Genomic DNA, 22,962 nt, shown 5'->3' with positions numbered 1-22,962 from the left:
CGGCATCTCATGACCCCATTCCGCTGGCTGCTGTGGCTGGCCATACTGCTGTCGCTGACGACGAGTGCGAGCTGGGCCCAGGACGCGCCCACCCTGGCGCGCCTGGATCCCGACGGGGTGCAGCGGCTGTCCATGGTGGGCAGCAACTACCGCTTCCAACCCGACCGACTCCAGGTGCGCGTCGGGGTGCCGGTGGAGCTGGAGATCCGCCGCTCCACTCGGCTGACGCCCCACGACCTGGTGATCCGCGATGCGCGAATGAGGCTCGACATCGAGGTCGACCTGCGACGCGAAGCGCGGATCGTCCGCTTCACCCCGGAGGTGACCGGCCGCGTCGTCTTCTACTGCGATGAACGGCTGTTATTTTTCCCCAGCCACCGTGACCGAGGAATGTGGGGCGTACTGGAGGTCGTCGAAGAGTAGTTGAACGAGAGTCGAGCAAGCCGAGTGAGCGGAGAGCGCCATGCTGGCCGAATTGCTGATCGCCCTGGCCCTGGCCCAGGGGCCCGACCCCATCGCCGAGGCCCTGGCCCGTTTCGAGGCGCTCGCCGCCTACCAGGCGACCCTGCACGGCCAGGGGCCCCGGGGCGAGGAGGTGATCCGCTACAGCTACCGCCATCCCGGCCATATCCGCCTCGACATGGTCACCCCCCAGCACGGTGCCGTGCTGGTCTACAGTCCCGAGACTCGCCGCGTGCGGGTCTGGCCCTTCGGCGCTCCGGGGCCCAACCTCAGCCTGCGCCCCACCCACCGCCTGGTACGCAGCGCCCGGGGCCACCGGGTCGACCAGTCGGACCTGGGCAGCCTGCTGCGCAACGTCCAGCGCCTGCAGTGGCACGGCGAGCTGCGCGACCTGGGCGAGGCCCGGATCGGCGAGCATGAGGTCCGCCATCTGGCGGTGCAGGGTGCCCCGGGCCATGCGGTGGACGACATCGCCCGCTACGAGCTGTGGCTCGATGCCGAGCATGGGTTACCGCGCCGGGTGGTCAGCCTCGATCGCCATGGCCGGGAGCTCGAGCGCGTACGCCTGGAGGACCTGGTGCTCGACCCGGAGCTGCCTCCCGACCACTTCTCGCCCTGAGCGGAAGGCGCCATGGCCGACTACCGCTTCGTCACCCGCTGGCACCTCGCCGCACCGATCGAGACCGTCTACGGGGCCCTGAGCGAGCCGCCGGCGTGGCCGCACTGGTGGCCGGGGCTGGTCGCCGTGGAGCTGCTCGCCACCGGCGATGGGGAAGGCCGGGGGCGGCGCTACCGCTACCTGTGGCGCAGCGCCCTGGGCTACCGGCTGCGCTTCGAGGTGAACGTGACCCGGGTCGAGCAGCCCCGGCTGATCGAGGCCCTGGCCAGCGGCGACCTGGAAGGGATCGGCCGCTGGGAGCTGGAGGGCAGCGCCACCGGCACCCGGGTGACCCACCTGTGGCGGGTGCGGACCACCCCGCCCTGGATGAACCTCTCCGCCCCGCTGACCCGCCCCTTCTTCGCCTGGAGCCACCACCGCCTGATGCGTCGCGGCGCCCTGGGCCTGGCCCGCCACCTGGCGGCGCCGCTGGTCGGGCCGGTGGAGATGAGCGGCTGAGTCGCTGCCCAGCGGCCGACGTCGGCATGCCTCCTCGGCGGCGCGAGGGGCCGGTGCCTGCGGAGACTCAGTCCACGGTCAACGAGTCGACCAACACGATCTCGCAGGCTCCCCGCCCCGTGTCGGTGCGGCTGGTGCTGGTCCGCCAGCGCCAGCCGCCCTCCTCGACATCCACCAGGTGGCCACGCAGGGTCACCCGGTCGCCGGCCTCCAGGCTCTCCAGTCGCTTCAGGGTCATGGCATCGCCGGCCAGCATGTGCATGTTGCCGCTGTGGCGGCTGATCTCCCGTGGCGGGATGGGGGGCGCCGCCTCGCTGCGCCAGTAATACCAGCGGTTGCGCTGGGATATCTCCAGTGCCGCCAGCACCCGCTCCTCGGCCATGGGTCCCCAGCCCAAAGCCAGGTCCAGCGGCGAGATGCGCGACTCGCGGCCGAGTCGATACGCGCGGCTCGACAGCACCCGGGCCTGGAGTTCGAAGGTGGCGCGGGGCACCACGACGAGGTCGAGCCCCTCGACCGTCAGCCGTCGCTGCCCGGCCGGCAGGTCGTTCTGGCGGGGGGCCTCCTCGAGGGAAGGCAGTGGCCGATCCGCGGGCAGGGGGTGGTGCTCGCCGATATCCGTGGCCACCACCTCGGCGGGTGGCGCAATCACGAAGTGGAACAGGCCCCAGCCGAGCGCCACCAGTACCAGCATCCGCTTCCAGGGCATCGAGACTACCTCCGAGCAGGTTCCAGCGAACTCTCGTCAGGATGGCACAGCCCGCCCGGGCACTGCCCGTAGCAGCAGGTTGCGCGGGGTGAGCCCCCGGTCGCAGAAGGTGCCGAGCTCCACGGTGTAGCCGGCCTCCTCGAGGAAGCGCAGGCGGTCCAGCACCAGCCACACCTCCAGCGGACGGCGGAACAGGTGGCGGACCAGCTCGAGGCGCGCCACCTCCGACTGGCGGCGCCAGCCGGCCGCCTCGAAGTCGGCCCAGCGGACGACAGGCGGCAGGGTCACGCCCTTGCGCTCGGCCGCCCAGCGACAGAAGCCCTCGAAGGTCTCGGGCATCTGGCCGTAGGCCAGGCTGGGCACCGGCAGGTAGGCGTCCACGCCACGCGCCTCGCGCTGCAGCAGGTCGAACCCCAGCCGCCAGACGGAGGCCCGCTCACGGTGTCGCCGCACCCCTCGTGGGGCGGTCACCGTCTCCCGCACCGCCAGGGCCAGGTCGTCGCGGTCGAGCGCCAGGTCATGGGCGGCCATCAGCTCGCCGCCCAGTCGCGAGAGCGGCCGATAGGCCTCCGCGGTGGTGCGCTGGTAGCAGCAGGGGGCCAGGGTGACGGCGGCGCCTGCCGCGACGGCCTCTTCCAGCAGCCGCCGGTGCAGGTCGCCGCAGGCATGTAGCGCGGCCGCATGGCGGTCGGGGCCGAGCCAGCGGCCGACATCGGGAGCCATGACGTCCTGGACCCGGAGGCGTACCCGGGCGCCCTGCCGCCCGGCCAGGGCATGACCGGCCTCGCAGAGCTCGGGCCGCCACTCCAGGGCGGTGACCTCGGTGGCGTGCCAGCGCGCCAGGGCGCGGGCCAGGTGTCCCTTGCCGGCGCACCATTCCAGCGGCGCCTCGCCGGGCGCGAGCCTCACCCGGGGCAGGAAGGCCTGGACCTGCCGCCACTTGCGCCCGCCGACGTGCTCCCCCCAGGCCTCCGGCGGCGCCGCCCCGGCCGCCAGCCGCGGCAGCTCGACCAGTGCCGCCAGCTCGGCAACCGGCAGCCAGGCGGCCAGCGGCGAGTCCGCGAAGGGCGCGGCCTCCAGGCGCGCCAGCTCGGCTTCGGGCAGGGCCAACAACGCCTCGGCCATCTCGGGCAAGTCGGCCTGCCAGGGCACCACCGGGTGCCGGAACGGCAGGCGGCGCCACAGCGGCCGCCACTCGGCCAGCAGCGCGGTCAGGCGCATGAAACGTTGCGCATGGGACGGGGCATCGGGCATGACGAAGGCGCCTGGGAGCGAAGGTCGGGGCATTGTAGGCGCTACCCGCTCGACTTGCATGATCGACCGTCGGCGACCAGAGTGCGGGGCTGGTCCGTCACCCTGCCGAGGAGCCCCTTGCATGTCCCACGCCCCATCCACGACGACGCGCAGCGTGCTGATCACCGGCTGCTCCAGCGGCATCGGCGAGGCCGCCGCCCATGCGCTGAAGGCGCGGGGCTGGCGGGTCTTCGCCACCGCCCGGCGCGAGGCGGACCTGGCGCGCCTGGCCGCGGAAGGCCTCGAGGCCGTGGCGCTGGAGCTCGCCGACAGCGCCTCCATCGCGGCCTGCGTGGCGACGGTGCTCGAACGCACCGACGGGCGGCTCGATGCGCTCTTCAACAACGCCGCCTATGGCCAACCCGGCGCCGTGGAGGACCTGAGCCGTGCGGTGCTGCGCGCCCAGCTCGAGACCAACCTGCTGGGCACCCACGAGCTCACCTGCCGGGTGCTGCCGGCGATGCGTCGCCAGGGCCGGGGGCGCATCGTGCAGAACAGCTCGGTGCTGGGCCTGGCCGCCCTGCCCTATCGCGGCGCCTATGTCTGCTCGAAGTTCGCCCTCGAGGGGCTCACCGACACCCTGCGCCAGGAACTCACCGGCACCGGCATCCACGTCAGCCTGATCGAGCCCGGCCCCATCACCAGCCGCTTCCGCGAGAACGCCTATCGCGCCTACCAGGCCAACATCGATGCCGCGCACAGCGCCCACGCCACGACCTACCGGGCCGTGGAGGCCCGCCTGGCGGGCAGCGACGGCGGCGGCGCCTTCACCCTGGGGCCCGAAGCGGTGGTCGACAAGTTGATCCACGCCCTGGAGAGCCCGCGGCCGCGGGCCCGCTACTACGTGACCCTGCCGACCCACCTGTTCGGCACCCTGAAGCGACTGCTGGGCACGCGGTGGCTGGACCGGGTGCTGCTGGGCTCGACGCGCAGCGAACGCCGGCCCTGAGCCTCAGATGGCGTTGCGCAGCCCCAGCTCGTAGGGGTGCGGGTCGAGGTAGGTCTGGCGACGGATGTACTCCGAGCCATGACGCTTCAGGTAGTGGTTGAGCAGGCGCATGGGCACCGCCAGTTGCACGTGGCCCCGGCGATAGTCCTCGATGGCCGCCAGCAGGTCGCGGCGGGTCTCGCCGTCGAGCTCCTGCTTCAGGTAGCCCAGTACGTGCATCAGGGCATTGGCGTGGGTCTTGCGGGTCGCTGGCCGGGCCAGCGCCGCCATGAAGCGCTGCAGGTAGTGGTCCATGGCCTCCGTCAGGGGGCGCTTGCTGGCCTCGGCCAGGTAGCGGCCCAGTTCGCGATAGGCCTCCACATGGTGCGCCATCAGCAGGTACTTCTGGCGGCTGTGGAACTGCAGCAGCTGGTGGTAGCCGGGGTCGGCCTCCACATGGCGCTTCCAGTCGTCGTAGGCGTAGACCCGGGTGATGAAGTTCTCGCGCAGCACGGCGTCGTTCATGCGCGCCTCCTCCTCCAGGGGCAGCTCCGGGAAGTGGCGGCGCAGGGCGCGCACGAAGGCGCCGGAATCGGCGTGACTGGGCATGCCGTTGGGGTGGTAGACCTTGACCCGCTCCAGGCCGCAGCTGGGCGAGCCCTTCATCAGGATGAAGCCGCGCAGGTGGCGATGGCCCTCGGCGAAGTCACGGCTCACCACCTCCAGGCGCTCGGTGACATCCAGCTCCGGATCCGCCGTGCCCACCACCCGCGGCTCCTCGCCGGGCCGCCCCATCAGCCGGATGGGCTCGCGCGGCACGCCGAGGCCGGCGGCCAGCTCCGGGCAGAAGGGTTCCAGGCGGAAGCGCTCGGCGAGCACCTCCAGGCAGTAGCGGGAGCGCTTGTGCCCGCCGTTGTAGCGCACCTGCTCGCCCATCAGGCAGGCGCTGATACCCACCGGGACCCCCTCGTCGGGGGTGTGACATGTCGCCATCGCAGCCTCCTCGATGCGGGGTGTCATCATGCCATTGTGCCTCAGGATGCCCCCTGCCGGCGCCCCGCCAACTGGCGCAGGTAGCCGGCCGGAGCCGAGCCCCAGCCCAGGCGCTCGAGGCCCGCCCACAGCGTGACCTGGTTGGCGGTGAGCAGCGGGCGACCGGCGGCGCTCGCCATCGCCTCCAGTCGGCGCAGGGTATTCACCGCCGTGTCGGGCACCAGCAGGGGGCGGTCGCCGGCGGGATGCGCCCTGGCGAACTCGGCCACGGCGGCGACGATATCCAGCCGGTTGGAGTCCGCCGCGAAGGGGCAGTCCAGCGCCTCGACCCGGATCACCTCCGCCCCGCCGTCCTCGCCGAGGAAGCGCACCAGGCGGTCGGTCACGTCCTGCGGGTAGGGGCTGAGCAGGTCCACCCGCCGCTCGCCCAAGGCCTCGAGTGCCTCGCGGAAGGCCAGGGCGGTGCTGGTGACCGGTACGCCCAGCCGGGCCTCCAGGCCGGCCGCCTGGGCCCGGGCCCACGCCAGCCCGCCGATGAAGCTGCCGCTGGTGCAGGCCCATACCACCGCCCGGGCGCCCCGTTCCCGCACCAGGCGCCCGCCCACCGGGGCCAGGCGCTCCACCGCCCCCAGCGCGGTGAGCGCCCCCGGCTCGTGGTGGCCATCGCTGGCCACCTTGCCCACGGCGATGGCGGGCAATGCCCCCGCGTCGGGCACCGCCTCCCCGCTGAGCTCGTGCCACTCGTAGTCATCCGGCCCATCATCGGGCAGCAGGATGCCCAGGCAAGGCGTCGTCATCGTCTCCTCCTCTCGACGCTGATCCGCGGCCGGGCGCGCCGGCCGTCTCTGGTAGAATGGCAGCCTGGTAATCGCCCCCCGTTCCCGTCAAGCCAACCTCAGGAGGCCAGGTCATGCCATCCCCCGTCGTCGCCATCCAGCGCACGCCGCTGGTCGCCGTCTACGGCACCCTGAAGCGCGGGCTGCGCAACCACCACTGGCTGGAAGGCGCCGACTTCCTGGGCACCGATCGTCTCACCACCGCCACCCTCTACGACCTCGGCCCCTACCCCGGTGCCAAGCCCGAACCCTCGCGGGGCATCGAGGTGGAGGTATTCCGGGTCGACGCCCGGCTGCTGGCCGGCCTCGACCGCCTCGAGGACTACCGGGTACGCACCCCCAGGCACGGCGACTTCGACCGCGTCATCCACACCACCGCCTTCGGTCCCGCCTGGCTCTACCTCTACAACCACGCGGTCGACGGCTGCCCGATGATCCGCGAGGGCGGCTGGCGCCCCGTTCGCCGCTGAACCGTGCTATAACCGCGGGGACAGGAAGGAACCGTCCCCACCATCCCAGGAGATACCATGGGCCGCTTCGTCTTCTATCTCGTCCTGCTCGCCGGTCTCGCCTACGGAGGCCTCTACTTCTACTACGGCATCGCCATCGAGCAGAGTATCCAGCAACAGCTCGACGACAGCGGCATGACCGCCGTGGACGTGAAGCACATCGACTACGGTCCCCTGGCACCCATCAGCCAGCAGGCCGAGATCGCCGCCACCGTCGGGTATCGCGGCGCCGAGGCCAGCCTGGACATCCGCCTGGACGGCCACCCGCTGTTCAGCGACGAACTCCGGGTCCGCCTGGACGGCCTGCAGGCGCTGCGCCTGACGATCGGCGGCGGCGACTAGGCTAGCCGTCGGCGAGCAGGTTGCGTCCGGCATGCTTGGCGGAGTAGAGCGCGGCGTCGGCACGCTGGAAGAGCCGCTCTGGGGTATCGCCGGGCCGATAGCCGGAGAGGCCGATACTGACCGTGACCTCCACCTCGTTCCAGACATGCTCGGCGATGGACTGGCGCAACCGCTCCATGGCGTGGCGCGCGGCCTCGGGGGTGGTATGAAGCATCAGTAGCGCGAACTCCTCGCCGCCGATGCGTGCCACCAGGTCATGGGCGCGCAGGGTGGCCGAGAGCAGCGCGGCGAGGCGCTCGAGCACGCGATCCCCGGCCGTATGGCCGAGGCGGTCGTTGATCGCCTTGAAATGGTCGACGTCGAGTAGCGCCAGGGCGAAGGTCGATACCGCCTCGTTCTCCTTCCCCGCCTGACGCATCAACTCATTCAGGACCCGCTCGAAGCAGCGCCGGTTGGGCAGCCCGGTCAGGGGGTCGGTGATCGCCTCGGCCCCCAATCGGCCGTTCACCGTCTCGAGCTCCTCGCGACGCGCCAGCAACACGGCCTGCAGCTCCTCCAGTTCGGCGATCACCGCATCCTTCTCGGCCAGGGCACGCTGGGTCGCCTCGCGGGCGTCGAGCAACTCGCGCTCCAGGCGGTCCTTGCGCGGGATCGGCAGCAACGAGAGCAACGCCAGGCGAGCGCCCCGGTGCTCCACCTGCCGACCGCTGCACAGCACCGGCATGGAGGTGTCGTCGGGCAACCGCAGGGCCAGATGCACCTCGTCCACCTGGCCGCGTTCGGCCAGTCGATAGGCCAGCAACCCCAGGTAGAGCATGCGCGATGCGGGCGTGAAGAGCTCGCTGGCGGACCGGTCGACGAGGGCGCGGGCGGGACGCTCCAGCCAGTCGCTCAGGGTCCGGTTGACGAAGAGGATGACGCCCTGCTCATCGATGACCACCTGTCCGGTCGGGGCGCTGTTCCACCACTGGGCCAGGTCGGCGGCACTGATCGGCATGGCGCCTCCTCAATGGCCTCGCACCGCCAAGCGGCCCTGCAGGGCCCGGGCGAGGGTCTCGGGGTCGGTGAGTTGGGGATAGTGCCCGGCGGCCTCCATCACCACCAGCTCGCCGCATGGCAGGTGGCGCTGCAGGTACTCGGCGGCGCTGAGCGGCACGATGGCATCTCGGGCGGTCTGCAGGATCAGGCAGGGCACGCGGACCTCGGCCAGCAGGTGGCGCGTATCGCCGAGGAAGATGCTGTGCGCCAGCGGACGCAGCACCTCGGGGGCCACGGCGAGGAAGCGCTCGCGGAGGTCGTGCTCGCGGCTGCGGGTGGCGGCATCGCCCAGCGCCACCCGCGACAGCGTCCCCGCCCAGTCGAGGTAGTTCTGCTCCATCAACTGCATCAGCCCGTCGAGCTGCGCTTGCGTGTAGCCACCGAAGTAGTCCGGCGGGTCATCCAGGTAGCGCGCGGAGCTGCAGATCAGGCAGAGCCGGTCGAAGGCGTGGGGACGCGCGATGGAGGCCATCATGCCGATGGTGCCACCGATGGAGTGGCCCATCATCACCGCGTTTCGCAGGCTCAAGGCATCGCAGAGCTCGGCGATGTCCTCGGCATAGCCGGCCGGCGTGGCATGACGCGCGGGGTCGAAGGCCTCGGGAGCGGCGCAGCCGAAGCCCGGCAGATCCAGCAGGATCAGGTGGTAGGCATCTTCCAGCAGTGGCAGCAGGCGGCTCCAGGCGGTCTGGTCGCAGCCGAAACCATGGATCAGCAGCAGCGGGGTGGCGCCACGCCCGTGCTCGGTGACATTCAGCAAGTTGCGGATATCGCGGCCCATGACACCCTCCTTGTATCGCCAATAGTGACAACTCAGCGCGCGCTTAGCTAGGCCCCGGGGCCGCGATGTAGCGAGAGGGCGTCACCCTCCAAGGCTGATGAGCGCCTCCCCCTGTGGCATCATCGAGGCTTTCCCCCAGGCAGGAGGAGTCAGCCGTGAGCCAGATCGTGACCCCCGACATCTGTGACGCCTATCCCGAGGTACGGGTCCTCGACCCGATCTTCGTCAATTTCGGCGCCCGGGACGCCTTCTGCGGCCCGATCCGTACCGTGAAGTGCTTCGAGGACAACTCCCTGGTCAAGCAGGCGGTGGCCGAGCCCGGCGAGGGCGCGGTGCTGGTGGTGGACGCCGGTGGCTCCCAGCGCTGCGCCATGCTCGGCGACATGCTGGCCGCCCAGGCCGCCGGCAATGGCTGGAACGGCGTGGTGATGTACGGCTGCGTCCGCGACGTGGACGACCTGGCCGAGACCGACCTGGGCATCCAGGCGCTGGGCGCCCATCCGCGCCGGAGCGAGAAGCGCGGCGAGGGCCAGCGCGACATTCCGCTGACCTTCGCCGGCGTGACCCTCAGCCCGGGGGAGTGGCTCTACGCCGACGACAACGGCATCGTCGTCGCCGAGCGGCACCTGCCATTGGAGGGCTAGGGCAACCAGAGGTGTTACCCTGAGAGCATGCTCTCGACACGGATCCTGTCATGCTGGCCCTCTCCCAGCTGAGCGGCGACGTGCTGCGCAGCCTCAGGGAGCACCTGCGCCCGCTGATCGCCTACCACCTGTTCTTCACGCTACTGGCCTCCAGCCTGTTGCTGCCGGCAGTGGCCTGGAGCCTGACGGCGCTGCTCGACCGCTTCGGCCGTACCGTCCTCACCAACGCCGAGCTCATCGATCTGATGGTGAGCCCTGCTGGCGGGCTCTGGCTGTTGGCGGCCATCGGCCTGACCTTCCTGGTGCTCTACCTGCAGCAGGCCGGCATGATCCTGGTGGCCGCCTGGCCCCGCGACAACCACCTGCACCTGGCCTTCGAGGCGCTGTGGTGGACGCTGCACCGCTTGCCCGCCCTGGCCGGCCTGGTGGTGCTCCAGGTGGGGGCCCACCTGTTACTGGCCCTCCCCGTGGCCTTCGCCCTGACCTGGCTACATGGGGTCCTGCTGGGCGGCCTGGACCCCTACTACATCCAGCGGGTGCGGCCCCCGGCACTGTGGCAGTTCATCGCCATCGGCCTGCCGCTGGTGGTCGTCTGGGCCTCGATCGCCGCCACCCTCTACTTCCGCTGGATCCTGGCCCTGCCGCTGGTGGCCCTGGAAGCGCTCTCGCCCCGCGCGGCCCTGGCGCGCAGCCATCGCCTCACCCATGGACGGCGCCGCCACATCGCCGTGGCGGTGGTCGCCCTGCTGGTGGTGATCGTGGCGCTGCCCATTCTGGCCACCCTGCTCTTCGACCGCCTCTTCACCCCGCTGCTGTGGTGGCTGCCGGAGCGCAACGCGGTGCTGGTGCCCGCCACCTTCGCCTACCTCACCACCTATGTGCTGGTGACGCTGGCCCTCACCTTCGCCGGTATCGCCGCCAACGCCCTGCTCTCGGCCTGCCTCTACCTGCGCCTGGCCCATCGTGAGCCGCGGCCCGCGCCGCCGCCGGCGGGCGCCCACCCGGGAGGACTCGCCTGGGCCGTGGAGCTCGGTGTGGTGGCCTTCGCCCTGTGGCAGGCCTGGTTGATCATCAACAGCTTCGAGCTGCGCGACGAGGTGAGCGTCATCGCCCACCGCGGCAGCTCCCTGGTCGCCCCGGAGAACACCCTGCCGGCCATCCGCCACGCCCTGGGCGACGGCGCCGACTACGTGGAGCTGGACGTGCGCCTGACCGCCGACGACCAAGTGGTGCTCTACCATGACCGCAGCCTGCAGCGCCTGACCGGGGATCCGCGCAACCTCGGCGACCTGAGCCGCGAGGCACTGGGTGAATTCGACGTGGGCAGCTGGTTCGGCGACGCCTATGTGGGCGAGCGGATCCCCGGCCTCGACGAGGCGCTGGTGGCGGTGCGCGGTCGCAGCGGGCTGATGATCGACCTCAAGCCGGACCCGGGACGCGAGGTGGCCCTGGTGGAGGCGGTGATCGCCACTCTGGAGGCGGAGCAGGGCCGGCGGCGCGACTGCCTGGCGGAGGCGGTGACCGACCGGGACGTGCGCGCCTGCGGGGAGCCGGACGTGTTCGGCGAGACGCGGCTGGCCACCACCTCTCCGGCGCTGGTCCGCGAGATCGAGTCTCGCCATCCCGGGCTGCGCACCACCCTGCTGGCCCAGTTGATCCTGCCCGGCACCCTGGATCGGCGCGGCTTCGATGCCCTGGGGCTGCGCCACAACCGCATCACCGAGGACGAAGTGCGCCTGGCCCGCGTCTACGACTACGAGATCCACGCCTGGACCATCAACGACCGGGCGCGGATGTCGCAGCTCATCGACCTGGGGGTGGACGCCATCATCACCGACCGCCCGCGCCTGCTGACCGAGCTGATCGCCGATCGCCGCGCACTCGGTGACGGCGCCCTGCTGCTGGTCAAGCTGCGCAACTGGCTGAGGACTTAATCCCCCATCACCACCCCTTCGCGTCGCGGGTCGGCGCCGCCGAAGAAGCCGTCGTCGGTGACCCGCAGGGCCTGCAGACCGCTGACCAGTTCACGCTCGCTGGCATCGTGGCCGCGAGCGTTGAGGGCCTCGAGGGTCGCCGCGGGATAGCCTCCCGCCTCGAGGAAGGCCGGCCCCCCCAGGGTGATGGCGTGGGGCAGCTCGAGTGCCTCCTGGGCATCGAGCCCCCAGTCGAGCATCGCCACCAGGGACTTGGCGGTGTAGTGGATGATCGCCGCACCGCCGGGGGAGCCGAGGCTGGCCACCAGGTCGCCGCTGTCGCGGTCGAACACCAGGGTCGGGCTCATGCTGGAGCGCGGGCGCTTGCCCGGCTCGACCCGGTTGGCGATGGGATTGCCCTCGGCGTCCTGCGGGGTGAACGAGAAGTCGGTGAGCTCGTTGTTGAGCAGGTAGCCGCCGGCCAGCCCGGTGCCGCCGTCGGCCATGATCCGCGAACCGAAGGCCTGCTCGATGGTGGTGGTCATGGCCAGGGCGTTACCCTGCTCGTCGATGATGCTGATATGGCTGGTGCCGTACTCCGGCTGGGCGGGGTGCAGGCCCCAGGCGGTAGACAACTCGCCGGGATTGCCCGGCTCGGCGCCGCCGTTGCCCAGGCTCTGCTCGCCGATCAGCTCGGCACGCTTGGCCAGGTAGTCGGGCTCGAGCATCGACGTCCAGTCGCCACCGGGCGCCTCGACGAAGGCCGGGTCGCCGATGTACTTGCCGCGGTCGGCGAAGGCCAGGCGCGAGGCATCGAGGAACCCGTGCAGCCAGGCCTCGCTGGGCACGCCGTCCTCCAGCGGGGCCTCCACCGCCGGCAGGTGTTCCAGGATCCCCAGGATCTGCATGACGGTGAGGTGGCCGGAAGATGGCGGCGGGAACCCGCACACCTCGAAGGTCCGCCAGGGGGTGCAGATCGGGGCACGCTGCTTGGCCTCGTGGCTCGCCAGGTCCTCCAGGGAGAGCGTGCCGCCGCGTTCTTGGTGGCCCTGGACCCGGATCACCAGGTCGTTGGCGATGTCGCCGGTGTGCAGCGCCGAACTGCCGTTCTCGGCGATCTCGCGCAGGATGGCGGCCAGCGCCGGATTGCGCAGGGTCTCGCCGGCCTCCAGGGGCTCGTCGTCCGGGTAATAGAAGGGGCCGGCCTGGGGATCCTGGCGCAGTCGCTCCTCGCCGGCCAGGCTGGTGGCGAGCCGCGGACTGACCGTGAACCCCTCCTCCGCCAGTTGGATGGCGGGGGCGAAGAGCTCGGCCCAGGGCAGCTCGCCGTGCTGCTTGTGGGCCATCTCGAGCATCCGCAGCGTGCCCGGCACGCCCACCGAGAGGCCGCTGGCAGCGGCATCCAGGAAGTCGAGCGGCTCGCCCTGCTCGTCGAGGAAGAGCTCACCGTCCACGGCAGCGGGCGCCACCTCGCGGCCGTCGAAGGTCACCACCTCCTCGCCGTCGAAATACACCAGGAAGGCCCCGCCGCCGATGCCGCTGGACTGCGGCTCCACCAGGTTCAGCACCATCTGCACGGCGATGGCGGCATCGATGGCGCTGCCGCCGGCCTTGAGCACCTGATAGCCGGCATCCGTGGCCAGGGGGTTGGCGGCGGCGACGGCGAAGCGCTGGGTCGCCCAGCCGGGCTTCTCCTCGGTCTCGGAGGCCACCTCGGGGGCGATGGCCGGCAGGTCGTACTGGAAGGCGGTATCCGCCTGGCCGGCGAACGGCAGGCCGAGCATCAGGGCGGCGGTGAACGGCGCCAGCAGGCGGCCGCGGAAGGGAACGGCGAGCAGGGTCATGAGACAGGCTCCTTGTCGCATTGAAATCTGCGTGAGGGGGAGACTGTCAGCATAGACGAAAGACGCCCGGCCGACGGAGGTCGACCGGGCGCTTGGTGGCGCAGAACCCGATTTAGCCCAGCGTTTCGCCGGCGAGCATGAACCAGGTCTCCAGCACCGCGTCGGGGTTCAGCGAGACCGAGTCGATGCCCTGCTCCATCAGCCACTTGGCCAGCTCCGGATGGTCGGAGGGCCCCTGGCCGCAGATGCCCACGTACTTGCCCTGGGACCGGCAAGCCTGGATGGCCATGGAGAGCAGCTTCTTGACCGCCGGGTTCCGCTCGTCGAAGAGGTGAGCGACGATGCCGGAGTCACGGTCCAGGCCGAGGGTCAGCTGGGTCAGGTCGTTGGAGCCGATGGAGAAACCGTCGAAGTACTCCAGGAACTCCTCGGCGAGCAGGGCATTGGCCGGCAGCTCGCACATCATGATCACCCGCAGGCCGTTGTCGCCGCGCGACAGGCCGTTGGCGGCCAGCAGGTCGACCACCTCGCGGGCCTCGTCGGTGGTGCGCACGAAGGGCACCATGATCTCGATGTTGTCGAGCCCCATCTCCTCGCGGACCCGCTTGAGCGCCCGGCACTCCAGCTCGAAACAGTCGCGGAAGGCCTCCGAGACGTAGCGCGAGGCCCCCCGGAAGCCGAGCATGGGGTTCTCCTCGCCCGGCTCGTAGAGCTTGCCGCCGATCAGGTTCTCGTACTCGTTGGACTTGAAGTCCGACAGCCGCACGATGACCCGCTGGGGATGGAAGGCGGCGGCCAGGGTACTGATCCCCTCCACCAGCTTGTCGACGTAGAAGCTCACCGGGTCGGCATAGCCGGCGGTGCGCAGGTCGATGGTCTGCTGCAGGTCCTCGGGCAGGTCGTCGTACTCGATCAGCGCCTTGGGGTGCACGCCGATCATGCGGTTGATGATGAATTCCAGGCGCGCCAGGCCGACCCCGGCGTTGGGTAGGGCGGAAAAGCCGAAGGCACGATCCGGGTTGCCCACGTTCATCATGATCTTGAAGGGGATCTCGGGCATGGCGTCGACGCTGGTCACCCGGCGGTCGAACTCCAGCAGCCCCTCGTAGACGTTGCCGGTGTCGCCCTCGGCGCAGGAGACGGTAACCTCGCGGCCGTCGGCCAGCGCCTCGGTGGCGTCGCCACACCCCACCACCGCGGGGATGCCCAGCTCGCGAGCGATGATCGCCGCATGGCAGGTACGCCCGCCGCGATTGGTGACGATGGCCGAGGCGCGCTTCATGATCGGTTCCCAGTCGGGATCGGTCATGTCGGTGACCAGGACGTCGCCGGCCCCCACCTTGTCCATGTCCTCGGGGGAGAGGACCACCTTCACCGCGCCCTGGCCGATGCGCTGGCCGATGGCGCGCCCATGTACCAGGGTGCGGCCCTTCTCCTTGAGCTGGAAGCGCTCCAGCTTGCCGCCCTCCTGCTGGGAGACCACGGTCTCGGGACGCGCCTGGACGATGTAGAGCGCCCCGTCATCGCCATCCAGCGCCCACTCGATATCCATGGGGCGGCCGTAGTGCTGCTCGATGGTCACCGCCTGGTGGGCCAGGGCCATCACCTGCTCATCATTGATGCAGAAGCGGCCACGCTCCTTGAGTGGCACGTCGACGGTCTCCACCGACCTGCCGGCACTGGCATCCTGGCCGTAGACCATCTTGATCAGCTTGGAGCCCAGGTTGCGGCGCAGCACCGCCGGGCGGCCGGCGGCCAGGGTCGGCTTGTGGACGTAGAACTCGTCGGGGTTCACCGCGCCCTGCACCACCGTCTCGCCGAGCCCCCAGGAGGCGGTGACGAAGACCGCATCGCGGTAGCCGGATTCGGTGTCCAGGGTGAACATCACCCCGGAGGCGCCGGTCTCGGAACGCACCATCTTCTGGATGCCCGCGGAGAGCGCCACGTTCTCGTGGGCGTAGCCGCGATGCACCCGGTAGGAGATGGCACGGTCGTTGAACAGCGAGGCGAACACCTCGTGCACGGCACGCTTGATGTTGTCGAAGCCCTCGATGTTGAGGAAGGTCTCCTGCTGGCCAGCGAAGGAGGCATCCGGCAGGTCCTCGGCGGTGGCCGAGCTGCGTACCGCCACCTTGAGATTGGCATGCCGGGCGGCCAGGGTCTCGTAGGCCTCGCGCAGCTGCTTCTCGAAGGTGGGCGGCAACGGGGTGTCGATCACCCACTGGCGAATCTGGGCACCGACGCGGGCCAGCTCGGCGACGTCATCGACGTCCAGGCGAGCCAGCGCCTGGTTGATGCGCTCGTTGAGGCCTTCGTGGGAGAGGAACTCGCGATAGGCGTGGGCGGTGGTCGCGAAGCCGCCGGGCACGGTGACCCCGGCGCCGGCCAGGTTGGAGATCATCTCGCCGAGAGAGGCGTTCTTGCCACCCACCCGGTCGACATCGTCCATGCCCAGTTCATCGAACCACAGAATGTAATCGTCCACGGGACCCCCTTGGCTATCGACGACAGGTGGTCATGCCGGCGAGGCATGACGGGATGCTGGCGACTCTACCAATCGGGGGGCATATTCGCCATTGGTCTAATAGCGAAGTCGCTGGAGGATTTTTACAACAGCGCGGCGTTTCGGTGGATTCCTGTAGTCGGCGAACGGCGAGGCGGCTTGTCGCGCGGCCAAGGGACATCGACAATGGGGCTCTTTTCCCCTGCCACAGCGATATCGCCATGACCCGCACCGCCTTCTTCATCTCCGACGGCACCGGCATCACCGCCGAGAGCCTGGGCCGTAGCCTGCTGGCCCAGTTCGAGAAAGTCGAGATCCGCATGATCACCAAGCCCTACATCGACAGTGTCGAGAAGGCGCGCAACCTGGTGGAAGTGATCAACGGCGCCGCGGTGCGCGACGGCGAGCAGCCGATCATCATCGACACCATCGTCGACAGCGAGATCCGCAGCGTGATCCGCGAGGCCGAGGGCTTCAAGATCGACATCTTCTCGACCTTCCTGGAGCCGCTGGAGCAGGAACTGGCCACCCACTCCACCTACACCGTCGGCCGCACCCACTCGATCGGCAAGGATGAGGTCTACATGGACCGCATCCACTCGGTGCACTTCGCGCTGGACAACGACGACGGCGCCCGTACCCACCAGTACGACCAGGCCGATGTCATCCTGATCGGCGTGTCGCGCTGCGGCAAGACGCCCACCTCGCTCTACCTGGCGCTGCAGTTCGGCATCCGCGCGGCCAACTATCCGCTCACCGAGGACGACCAGGACGAGGACGGCATCCTCAAGCTCCCCTCCGCCCTGGCCCGACACCGCCACAAGCTGTTCGGCCTGACCATCGACCCGCGGCGGCTGGCGGCGATCCGCCACGAGCGCCGCCCCAACAGCCGCTACAGCTCCATGGACCAGTGCATGCAGGAGGTGGGGCAGGCCGAGGGCCTCTACCGCCAGCTGCACGTCCCCTTCATCGACACCACGCGCTTTTCGGTGGAGGAGATCTCCACGCGGATGATCGCCGAGATGGGGCTGACCCGGCGCTTCTCGCCGAGATAAATACCCAGCACGACGTTGTAGGAGGCCGACTCTGTCGGGCGATTGGAGGCCGCAGGCCTCCCCGGCGGCGACTACCCAAGCATCGACAACACCGCTGGGCGCCGCGAAGACGCCAGGAAGTCGAGGCACTCATTGCTGACCGTGAAGCAACCAGAGACCACTTCAAGTGCGGGGGAAGCGCGCTTCCAGTTCGGCAACTTGCTCGGTGGTCAGGCAACGCGGGTTCTGTCCGCGCAGCAGCAGGTACAGCTTGGCGGTTTCCTCGAGTTCCTCGGTGGCGTAGAGCGCGGCTTCCAGCGTCTTTCCCGCGACCACCGGGCCGTGATTGGCCAGCAGCACCGCGCTGTGCCGGCCGGCCAGGGCGCCCACCGCATCGCCCAGGGTGGTGTCGCCGGGGATATGGTAGGGCACCAGCGGCAGCTTGCCGACGCGCATCACGTAGTAGGCCGTCAACGGTGGGATGCAGTCGTGCGGGTCGATCTCCGGCAGGCAGGACACCGCCACCGAGTGGGTCGAGTGCAGGTGCACGATGGCCGCGGACTGGGGACGCTCGTGGTACATCGACATGTGCAGGAAGCTCTCCTTGGTCGGCTTGTCGCCGTCCAGCAGGCAGCCATCGCGATCCAAGCGCGAGATGCGCGCCGGGTCCAGCCGCCCCAGGCAGGCGTTGGTCGGCGTCATCAGCCAGCCACCGTCCTCGGTGCGCACGCTGATGTTGCCGCTGGAGCCCATGGTCAAACCACGCTCGAACAGCGACTTGCCGTACACCACGATCTGCTCGCGCAGGCGATTCTCGTCATGTTGGGTCATGCCAGCACCTCGAAAGCCCGGGTGAAGAAGTCGACGTCCCCGAAGTTGCCCGATTTCAGCGCCAGCGACAGCGGCGCGGCGCGCCCGGCCAGCGGTGCCTGGGTCCAGGGCACGCCGGGGTCGATCTGATGGCCGATGCGCAGCTGCTGGATGTCCAGTGCCGAGACCACCGCCCCAGAGGTTTCGCCGCCGGCGACCACCAGGCGCCCCACGCCCTCGCCCACCAGGGTGCGGGCCAGGCTGGCCATGGCCTCCTCGACGACCCGCCCCGCGGCCTCGGCACCCAGGACCTGCTGGGCCTGCTTGACGCGCTCCGGCGCCGCCGAGGCATAGATCAGCACCGGCTCGTCCCGTCGCTCACCCTGCAGATGCGCGCGGGCGAAGGCCTGCGCCTCCGCCAGCTGATCGCCGCTCTCGGCCAGCGTCAGGGGGTCGAGGCCGAAGCCCGAGTGACGCTCGAGGAAATGCTCCACCTGGCCCAGGGTGGCCCGCGAACAGCTGCCGGACAGCACCAGGGCGGCCCCCTCAGCGGGCGCCAGCCGACCGGCATCGGTCACCTCCTCGAGCCAGCCCAGGCGCCGGTACTCCGCCGGCAGCGACTGGCCCAGGCCGGAGCCGCCGGTAACCAACGGATACTCCGCCACGGCGCCGGCCAGCACCGCTAGGTCCGCCTCATCCAGGGTGTCGCAGATCACATGGCGCACGCCCTCGTCGGCCAGGCGCGCCAGATGATCGCGCAGCGCCTCGACGCCTTGCACCAGCACCTCGCGCGATGCCAGGCCGACCCGATTCGGGGTCTGGCGAGACAGCACGCGCACCAGGTCGGCGTCACGCATGGGATTGAGCGGATGGTGCTCCATGCCACTGTCGTTGAGCAGCCGATCGCCGACGAACAGGTGCCCCTGATAGACGGTGCGGCGATTGGTCGGGAAGGCCGGCACCATCACGGTCTGGCGGCTGCCCAGCCGTTCTTCCGATGTCGCCCGAATCCGCTCCAGCAGGGCATCGCTCACCGGGCCGATATTGCCCGCGTCGGTGGAATCGAAGGTGGAGCAATACTTGAAGAAGATCTGCCGCGCGCCCTGCCCCTGCAGCCATTCCAACGCGGCCAGCGAATCCTCGATGGCCTGGTCGACGGGACAGGAGCGCGACTTGAGCGCCACCACCACCGCGTCGACATCCTCCAGCGCCAGCGTCTGCGGGGGAACCCCGATCACCTGCACGCAGCGCATGCCGGCACGCACCAGATTGTTGGCCAGGTCCGTCGCACCGGTGAAGTCATCGGCGATCGCCCCTAGGATAATGCTCATGCGGGTACCTCCCGAGTTGCCGTGCATGCGTGGTTGTCGTTGCCTCACTCAGCGGGGTGGGCTGTGCCGCGCTTCACCCGTGAAAACAGCTCCTCGCCGCCGATCTGGCCGCCCTTGAGCACCACCTCCAGCCCGTCGATCGGCGAACCACTGGCGATCAGGCGACACAGATGGCCGCCCTGGGCCTCGTCGAAGGCCACCAGTTCCAGGGCCTCGGCGCCGACTTGGCGCATGGCATGGCTCGAGGTATCGCCACCGGCGAAGACCACTCGGTGAAGGTCGCCGGCCTCCCGCAGCGCGCGGGTCAGGCGAGCGAAGACCTCGCCCACGGCGGTCGCCAGGCGCTCGGTGGAGAGGCCGGCGACCAGGTCCCCCTCATGGCGTGTGGTCGCCACGGCAACATCACGGCCCTCGCCGAACAGCGCCGACACCTGGCCTGCCAACCGCCTGGCCACGCCCGGCGCATCGCGTAGCGCCTCCTCGGGCGGCAGCGACAGGATCGCCCCGCCCCGGGACTCGAAATGCGCCAGTTGGTCGCGCGTCTGGGGAGAACAGCTGCCGGACAGCACCAACAGACGTGCCACGCCGGAGTAGGTGGTCGGCAACGGCTGTCGCTCCGCCGTCTCGCGGGTGACGACGCGCCCCACGGCATCGGCCAACCCCTGGGCGGCCACCGCCAGCGTGGGGCGCCGGTCGGCCAGGCGCAGGATCAACTCGGCAGCATGCTGCAGTTCGGCCTGGTCGGTGGCGTCGAGGACCGCGAAACGTTCCGTCTCGGTGGCCGACTGCAACGCCTGCCAGCCACCGTCCGGCGCACGATAGTCGAGCAGCGTCACCGCCGCCGGCGCGATCGTCGTCTGCGCGGCCAGATGGCGGCGTAGGTCCGCCTCGGTCATGGGGGTCGAGGGGTGATGGGCCATTGCCGGATTCTGGTCCAGCCGGCAGATCTCGCCCCGGTAGCGCGTGAACAGGTGGGAGAACGCCGTGAATCGCCCGAAGGCCGGCGTGGCGGGCAACACCGGCAGGGCACAGCCCGGCCAGCGCTGCCGCGCCAGCTCCATCACGTGGCCGATGCTGCCTGCCGTCGGCGACGAGTCGAAGGTCGAGCAGACCTTGAACTGCATGAGCCGCGGAGCCAGCGCCTGAAGTACCGCCAGGGCCGGCTCGACCTCTTTGGTCATCGCCGCCGGGGCCAGTCCGCGGGCCGTGCCCGCCAGCCCCACCACGTCCAGTTCCGGCGCCATGTCGAGAATCGCCTCGTGCCCGGCACTGGAGAAGAACAGCCGGCCCCGCAACCCATGGCGGCTGAACTGCGCCAGGTTTTCCGTCGAACCGGTGAAATCGTCGCCATAGAAGGCCGCCAGCAGTCGCGCCATGGGTTATTTCCTTCCGGGCAGGGGTTCAGGTGCTCTCGCGCACGGTCAATTCATAGCCGATGTCGACCCGCGGCAAGGCGGGCAACCGGCCCTCCAGCCTCGCCAGCAGCAGCTTGGCCGCCTCGACGCCCATCTCGAAGCGTGGCACCGTCACGGTGGTCAGGCGAGGGGTCAGATGCTCCCCCAACGACAGGCCCAGATAGCCGCCGATGGCGATATCCTCCGGCACCCGCATCCCGCGGCGGTTGGCTGCCAGGATCGCGCCGGTGGCCAGGTTGTCGTTGGCGAAGTGCATCGCCTCGAGATCGGGACGCGCCTCCAGCGCCTCGAGGAACAGCTGTCGGCCCACTTCATACGAGGAGGGCTCGTCATGCTGGAACAGCAGCTCGCTCTCCACGCCGGCCGCGGCCAGCACCTCGCGATGTCCTTCGTAACGCTCACGGGCCCGATAGTCCCGCGCCATGCCCATGCCGGTCCCCAGGAAGGCGATGCGCCGATAGCCCCGCTCCAGCAGGTGGCGGGCCATGCAGGCCCCGACGCCGGCGTTATCGATCCCCACGTTCATGTCGATGCACGACTCGCCCAGTTCCATGATCTCGACCACCGGGCGCCCCCAGGCCTTCAGGCGACGCACGGTGCTCTCGCGATGCCGCAGCCCGGTCATGATCACCCCCGAGGGTGAATAGCCCAGTACCGAGTCGAGCAACGCCGCCTCACGATCCAGGTCGAAATCGGTCGAGCCCAGCAGCACCTGATAGCCGGCACCCTCCAGGGTCTGCTGGATGCCGTGGATCACCTCGATGAAGGTCAGGATCGACAGCGACGGCACCACCACTGGAATCACCCGGGTGCCCGCCGAGGCCAGCCCGCCGGCGATCAGGTTGGGCACATAGCCCAGCGTCTCCACTGCCTGGTCGATGCGTTCGCGCAGGCGGGCCGAGACCCTCTCCGGGGTGTTCAAGGCGCGCGACACCGTGATCGGGGCAACTCCCGCCTGCCTGGCCACGTCCTCGATGGTCACACGGTTGTCGCCGCGATGACGGCGCCGTTCCCGAACGCCCGCCTTGTCGATCGCCATGCCCTCGTCCTCTACCAGCCCGGTTGCGTGCCTTTCAGTCTATCCTAGAATGAAAAATATGGTAGCGCTACCAAAAAACCCATGCTAGCTTTCTCTACATAATGACAACAACCCGCACCGTTCGCTGAGGAGCACGCAAATGGCGTCACCCCCCATGCCCCGCTTCAGCGCCAGCTATCGTATCGAAACGCCGCTTGACCCCGAGCGCGCCGCCGCGGCCATGGCCGGCGAGCAGTCCTCCGGCACCTTTCTCAAACTCGCCGGGGAAACCGACGCCCTGCGCGAACGCCATGCCGCCCGGGTCGAAGCGGTGACGCCGCTGGAAAGGCGGCAGGCCCCCTCACTGCCCGGCGCCCTGCCCGGCGAGACCTACCACCGGGCCGAGGTCACCCTGTCATGGCCGCTCGAGAGCATCGGCGCCAGCCTGCCCAACCTGCTCGCCACGGTGTTGGGCAACCTCACCGAATTGCGCGAACTCTCCGGTATCCGCCTGACGGATATTGCCCTGCCCGACGACTTCATCGAGGCCTTCCCGGGGCCGCAGTTCTCCGTTGGTGGCACCCGACAGCTCGCCGGGGTCGATGATGGCCCGTTGATCGGCACCATTATCAAGCCCAGCGTCGGGCTCTCGCCCGAGGAAACCGCGGCCTTGGTGAGGCAACTCGTGGAAGCCGGCATCGACTTCATCAAGGACGACGAGCTGATTGCCGATCCCCCCTACTCGCCGCTGGCCGAGCGTGTCCCGGCGGTCATGCGCGTGATCGAGGAGCACGCCCAGCGCACCGGGCGCAAGCCGATGTATGCCTTCAACATCACCGGCGACATCGACGAGATGCGCCAGCGCCACGACCTGGTCCGCGACCATGGCGGCACCTGCATCATGGTCAGCGTCAACTGGATCGGCATGAGTTCACTGGTAGCGCTGCGTCGCCATGCGCAACTGCCGATCCACGGCCATCGCAATGGCTGGGGGTTGTTCTACCGTCACCCGCAGATCGGCATCAGCTACTGCGCCTACCAGGCCCTGCTGCGCCTGGCGGGTGCCGACCATCTGCATGTCAACGGGCTGGGCAGCAAGTTCGCCGAAGCCGACACCTCGGTGATCGACTCGGCCCGCGCCTGTCTCACCCCATTACTCGAGGCACCGGGCCGCGACGACCGCGCCATGCCGGTGTTCTCCTCGGCACAGACCGTCCACCAGGCGCCCGCCACCTACGCAGCACTGCGTTCCACCGACCTCATCTACACTTGCGGCGGCGGCATCATGGGCCATCCCGACGGCGTGGCCGCCGGCTGCCGCAGCATTCGCGCCGCCTGGGAGGCCACCGCCAGCGACACCACCCTGGAGGAACACGCCAGACAGGAACCCGACCTCGCGGTCGCGTTGCGGGCCTATCCAAGCCCGTTTTCAGGATGAAACT

22 protein-coding genes are annotated in these 22,962 nt (G+C 69.8%); 10 read left to right on the top strand and 12 right to left on the bottom strand.

The features are described 5' to 3' along the window. Positions 1 to 9 precede the first annotated feature (9 nt). The 3 genes from QWY80_RS03995 to QWY80_RS03985 are packed head-to-tail and all read left to right on the top strand — an operon-like array spanning position 10 to position 1,579. Positions 10 to 423 (top strand): cupredoxin domain-containing protein, encoded by a 414-nt coding sequence (locus tag QWY80_RS03995; protein ID WP_290229407.1) that lies wholly within the window; start codon positions 10 to 12, stop codon positions 421 to 423. A 40-nt stretch (positions 424 to 463) separates the two neighbouring features. Beyond that, positions 464 to 1,081: a sigma-E factor regulatory protein RseB domain-containing protein gene (locus QWY80_RS03990; protein WP_290229406.1), complete on the top strand. Its 618-nt coding sequence runs from the start codon at positions 464 to 466 to the stop codon at positions 1,079 to 1,081. Between the two features lie 12 nt (positions 1,082 to 1,093). After that, entirely contained in the window at positions 1,094 to 1,579 is a 486-nt protein-coding gene (locus QWY80_RS03985; protein ID WP_290229405.1) for an SRPBCC family protein, read from the top strand. A 67-nt stretch (positions 1,580 to 1,646) separates the two neighbouring features. On the opposite strand, the gene QWY80_RS03980 is transcribed toward QWY80_RS03985, so the two are convergent. After that, positions 1,647 to 2,288 (bottom strand): hypothetical protein, encoded by a 642-nt coding sequence (locus QWY80_RS03980; RefSeq protein ID WP_290229404.1) that lies wholly within the window; start codon positions 2,286 to 2,288, stop codon positions 1,647 to 1,649. Between the two features lie 36 nt (positions 2,289 to 2,324). Next, entirely contained in the window at positions 2,325 to 3,542 is a 1,218-nt protein-coding gene (locus QWY80_RS03975; protein ID WP_290229403.1) for a methyltransferase, read from the bottom strand. A 121-nt stretch (positions 3,543 to 3,663) separates the two neighbouring features. Here QWY80_RS03975 and QWY80_RS03970 point away from each other — a divergent pair, with 121 nt between their 5' ends. Then, positions 3,664 to 4,530: an SDR family oxidoreductase gene (locus QWY80_RS03970; protein ID WP_290229402.1), complete on the top strand. Its 867-nt coding sequence runs from the start codon at positions 3,664 to 3,666 to the stop codon at positions 4,528 to 4,530. Positions 4,531 to 4,533: 3 nt separating this feature from the next. On the opposite strand, the gene QWY80_RS03965 is transcribed toward QWY80_RS03970, so the two are convergent. Next, the gene (locus QWY80_RS03965; protein ID WP_290229401.1) at positions 4,534 to 5,502 is read right to left on the bottom strand and encodes a YbgA family protein; all 969 of its coding nucleotides are present in this window, start codon (positions 5,500 to 5,502) and stop codon (positions 4,534 to 4,536) included. Positions 5,503 to 5,543: 41 nt separating this feature from the next. After that, a complete protein-coding gene (locus QWY80_RS03960; RefSeq protein WP_290229400.1) occupies positions 5,544 to 6,299 on the bottom strand; it encodes an aspartate racemase/maleate isomerase family protein in 756 nt (251 codons plus the stop codon). Between the two features lie 113 nt (positions 6,300 to 6,412). Here QWY80_RS03960 and QWY80_RS03955 point away from each other — a divergent pair, with 113 nt between their 5' ends. Continuing rightward, positions 6,413 to 6,808, top strand: a complete 396-nt coding sequence (locus QWY80_RS03955) for a gamma-glutamylcyclotransferase family protein (protein WP_290229399.1) — start codon at positions 6,413 to 6,415, stop codon at positions 6,806 to 6,808. Between the two features lie 57 nt (positions 6,809 to 6,865). Beyond that, entirely contained in the window at positions 6,866 to 7,189 is a 324-nt protein-coding gene (locus QWY80_RS03950) for a hypothetical protein (protein WP_290229398.1), read from the top strand. Position 7,190: 1 nt separating this feature from the next. On the opposite strand, the gene QWY80_RS03945 is transcribed toward QWY80_RS03950, so the two are convergent. Both QWY80_RS03945 and QWY80_RS03940 read right to left on the bottom strand, forming a co-directional pair. After that, positions 7,191 to 8,186, bottom strand: coding sequence for a GGDEF domain-containing protein (locus QWY80_RS03945; protein WP_290229397.1), 996 nt, complete (start codon positions 8,184 to 8,186; stop codon positions 7,191 to 7,193). 9 nt (positions 8,187 to 8,195) lie between these two features. Then, the gene (locus QWY80_RS03940; RefSeq protein ID WP_290229396.1) at positions 8,196 to 9,008 is read right to left on the bottom strand and encodes an alpha/beta fold hydrolase; all 813 of its coding nucleotides are present in this window, start codon (positions 9,006 to 9,008) and stop codon (positions 8,196 to 8,198) included. Between the two features lie 155 nt (positions 9,009 to 9,163). On the opposite strand from QWY80_RS03940, the gene rraA reads away from it, so the two are divergent. Both rraA and QWY80_RS03930 read left to right on the top strand, forming a co-directional pair. Beyond that, the gene (gene rraA, locus QWY80_RS03935; protein WP_290229395.1) at positions 9,164 to 9,652 is read left to right on the top strand and encodes a ribonuclease E activity regulator RraA; all 489 of its coding nucleotides are present in this window, start codon (positions 9,164 to 9,166) and stop codon (positions 9,650 to 9,652) included. Positions 9,653 to 9,702: 50 nt separating this feature from the next. Further along, complete coding sequence (locus tag QWY80_RS03930; protein ID WP_290229394.1) at positions 9,703 to 11,586, top strand: glycerophosphodiester phosphodiesterase family protein; 1,884 nt, start codon at positions 9,703 to 9,705, stop codon at positions 11,584 to 11,586. Here QWY80_RS03930 and ggt read toward each other — a convergent pair. Continuing rightward, on the bottom strand, positions 11,583 to 13,409 hold the full coding sequence (gene ggt / locus QWY80_RS03925) for a gamma-glutamyltransferase (protein ID WP_435389251.1): 1,827 nt from the start codon (positions 13,407 to 13,409) through the stop codon (positions 11,583 to 11,585). The genes QWY80_RS03930 and ggt overlap by 4 nt on opposite strands. 112 nt (positions 13,410 to 13,521) lie before the next feature. Continuing rightward, positions 13,522 to 15,894, bottom strand: coding sequence for a phosphoenolpyruvate synthase (ppsA, locus tag QWY80_RS03920; protein WP_290229393.1), 2,373 nt, complete (start codon positions 15,892 to 15,894; stop codon positions 13,522 to 13,524). Positions 15,895 to 16,133: 239 nt separating this feature from the next. Here ppsA and ppsR point away from each other — a divergent pair, with 239 nt between their 5' ends. Beyond that, positions 16,134 to 16,967 carry a posphoenolpyruvate synthetase regulatory kinase/phosphorylase PpsR gene (gene ppsR, locus QWY80_RS03915; RefSeq protein WP_290229392.1) on the top strand — a complete coding sequence of 278 codons (834 nt, stop codon included), beginning with the start codon at positions 16,134 to 16,136 and terminating at the stop codon, positions 16,965 to 16,967. Positions 16,968 to 17,129: 162 nt separating this feature from the next. Here the strand turns inward: ppsR and otnC are convergent, their stop codons facing one another. From otnC to QWY80_RS03895, 4 genes are read right to left on the bottom strand one after another with little or no spacing between them, the layout of a single operon-like run. Continuing rightward, the gene (otnC, locus tag QWY80_RS03910; protein ID WP_290229391.1) at positions 17,130 to 17,777 is read right to left on the bottom strand and encodes a 3-oxo-tetronate 4-phosphate decarboxylase; all 648 of its coding nucleotides are present in this window, start codon (positions 17,775 to 17,777) and stop codon (positions 17,130 to 17,132) included. Then, the gene (gene otnK / locus QWY80_RS03905; protein ID WP_290229390.1) at positions 17,774 to 19,087 is read right to left on the bottom strand and encodes a 3-oxo-tetronate kinase; all 1,314 of its coding nucleotides are present in this window, start codon (positions 19,085 to 19,087) and stop codon (positions 17,774 to 17,776) included. Before otnK ends, otnC begins: the two co-directional genes overlap by 4 nt. A gap of 44 nt (positions 19,088 to 19,131) precedes the next feature. Then, positions 19,132 to 20,463: a four-carbon acid sugar kinase family protein gene (locus QWY80_RS03900; protein ID WP_290229389.1), complete on the bottom strand. Its 1,332-nt coding sequence runs from the start codon at positions 20,461 to 20,463 to the stop codon at positions 19,132 to 19,134. Positions 20,464 to 20,488: 25 nt separating this feature from the next. Continuing rightward, positions 20,489 to 21,541, bottom strand: coding sequence for a LacI family DNA-binding transcriptional regulator (locus tag QWY80_RS03895; RefSeq protein WP_290229388.1), 1,053 nt, complete (start codon positions 21,539 to 21,541; stop codon positions 20,489 to 20,491). A gap of 139 nt (positions 21,542 to 21,680) precedes the next feature. Between QWY80_RS03895 and QWY80_RS03890 the strand changes: the two genes are divergently transcribed. Next, positions 21,681 to 22,958 carry a ribulose-bisphosphate carboxylase large subunit family protein gene (locus tag QWY80_RS03890; RefSeq protein WP_290229387.1) on the top strand — a complete coding sequence of 426 codons (1,278 nt, stop codon included), beginning with the start codon at positions 21,681 to 21,683 and terminating at the stop codon, positions 22,956 to 22,958. Positions 22,959 to 22,962 lie beyond the last annotated feature (4 nt).

The organism is Halomonas ramblicola (genome assembly GCF_030409215.1).
Classification (GTDB): Bacteria; Pseudomonadota; Gammaproteobacteria; order Pseudomonadales; family Halomonadaceae; genus Halomonas; species Halomonas ramblicola.
The sequence above is the reverse complement of the archived record's forward strand: the minus strand, read 5'-3'. Positions and strand labels throughout refer to the sequence as shown.

Coding starts and splice junctions, on each gene's coding strand:
- QWY80_RS03995 (WP_290229407.1), top strand. CDS start 10: ATGACCCCATTCCGCTGGCTGCTGTGGCTGGCCATACTGCTGTCGCTG.
- QWY80_RS03990 (WP_290229406.1), top strand. CDS start 464: ATGCTGGCCGAATTGCTGATCGCCCTGGCCCTGGCCCAGGGGCCCGAC.
- QWY80_RS03985 (WP_290229405.1), top strand. CDS start 1,094: ATGGCCGACTACCGCTTCGTCACCCGCTGGCACCTCGCCGCACCGATC.
- QWY80_RS03980 (WP_290229404.1), bottom strand. CDS start 2,288: ATGCCCTGGAAGCGGATGCTGGTACTGGTGGCGCTCGGCTGGGGCCTG.
- QWY80_RS03975 (WP_290229403.1), bottom strand. CDS start 3,542: ATGCCCGATGCCCCGTCCCATGCGCAACGTTTCATGCGCCTGACCGCG.
- QWY80_RS03970 (WP_290229402.1), top strand. CDS start 3,664: ATGTCCCACGCCCCATCCACGACGACGCGCAGCGTGCTGATCACCGGC.
- QWY80_RS03965 (WP_290229401.1), bottom strand. CDS start 5,502: ATGGCGACATGTCACACCCCCGACGAGGGGGTCCCGGTGGGTATCAGC.
- QWY80_RS03960 (WP_290229400.1), bottom strand. CDS start 6,299: ATGACGACGCCTTGCCTGGGCATCCTGCTGCCCGATGATGGGCCGGAT.
- QWY80_RS03955 (WP_290229399.1), top strand. CDS start 6,413: ATGCCATCCCCCGTCGTCGCCATCCAGCGCACGCCGCTGGTCGCCGTC.
- QWY80_RS03950 (WP_290229398.1), top strand. CDS start 6,866: ATGGGCCGCTTCGTCTTCTATCTCGTCCTGCTCGCCGGTCTCGCCTAC.
- QWY80_RS03945 (WP_290229397.1), bottom strand. CDS start 8,186: ATGCCGATCAGTGCCGCCGACCTGGCCCAGTGGTGGAACAGCGCCCCG.
- QWY80_RS03940 (WP_290229396.1), bottom strand. CDS start 9,008: ATGGGCCGCGATATCCGCAACTTGCTGAATGTCACCGAGCACGGGCGT.
- QWY80_RS03930 (WP_290229394.1), top strand. CDS start 9,703: ATGCTGGCCCTCTCCCAGCTGAGCGGCGACGTGCTGCGCAGCCTCAGG.
- ggt (WP_435389251.1), bottom strand. CDS start 13,409: ATGACCCTGCTCGCCGTTCCCTTCCGCGGCCGCCTGCTGGCGCCGTTC.
- ppsR (WP_290229392.1), top strand. CDS start 16,134: ATGACCCGCACCGCCTTCTTCATCTCCGACGGCACCGGCATCACCGCC.
- otnC (WP_290229391.1), bottom strand. CDS start 17,777: ATGACCCAACATGACGAGAATCGCCTGCGCGAGCAGATCGTGGTGTAC.
- otnK (WP_290229390.1), bottom strand. CDS start 19,087: ATGAGCATTATCCTAGGGGCGATCGCCGATGACTTCACCGGTGCGACG.
- QWY80_RS03900 (WP_290229389.1), bottom strand. CDS start 20,463: ATGGCGCGACTGCTGGCGGCCTTCTATGGCGACGATTTCACCGGTTCG.
- QWY80_RS03895 (WP_290229388.1), bottom strand. CDS start 21,541: ATGGCGATCGACAAGGCGGGCGTTCGGGAACGGCGCCGTCATCGCGGC.
- QWY80_RS03890 (WP_290229387.1), top strand. CDS start 21,681: ATGGCGTCACCCCCCATGCCCCGCTTCAGCGCCAGCTATCGTATCGAA.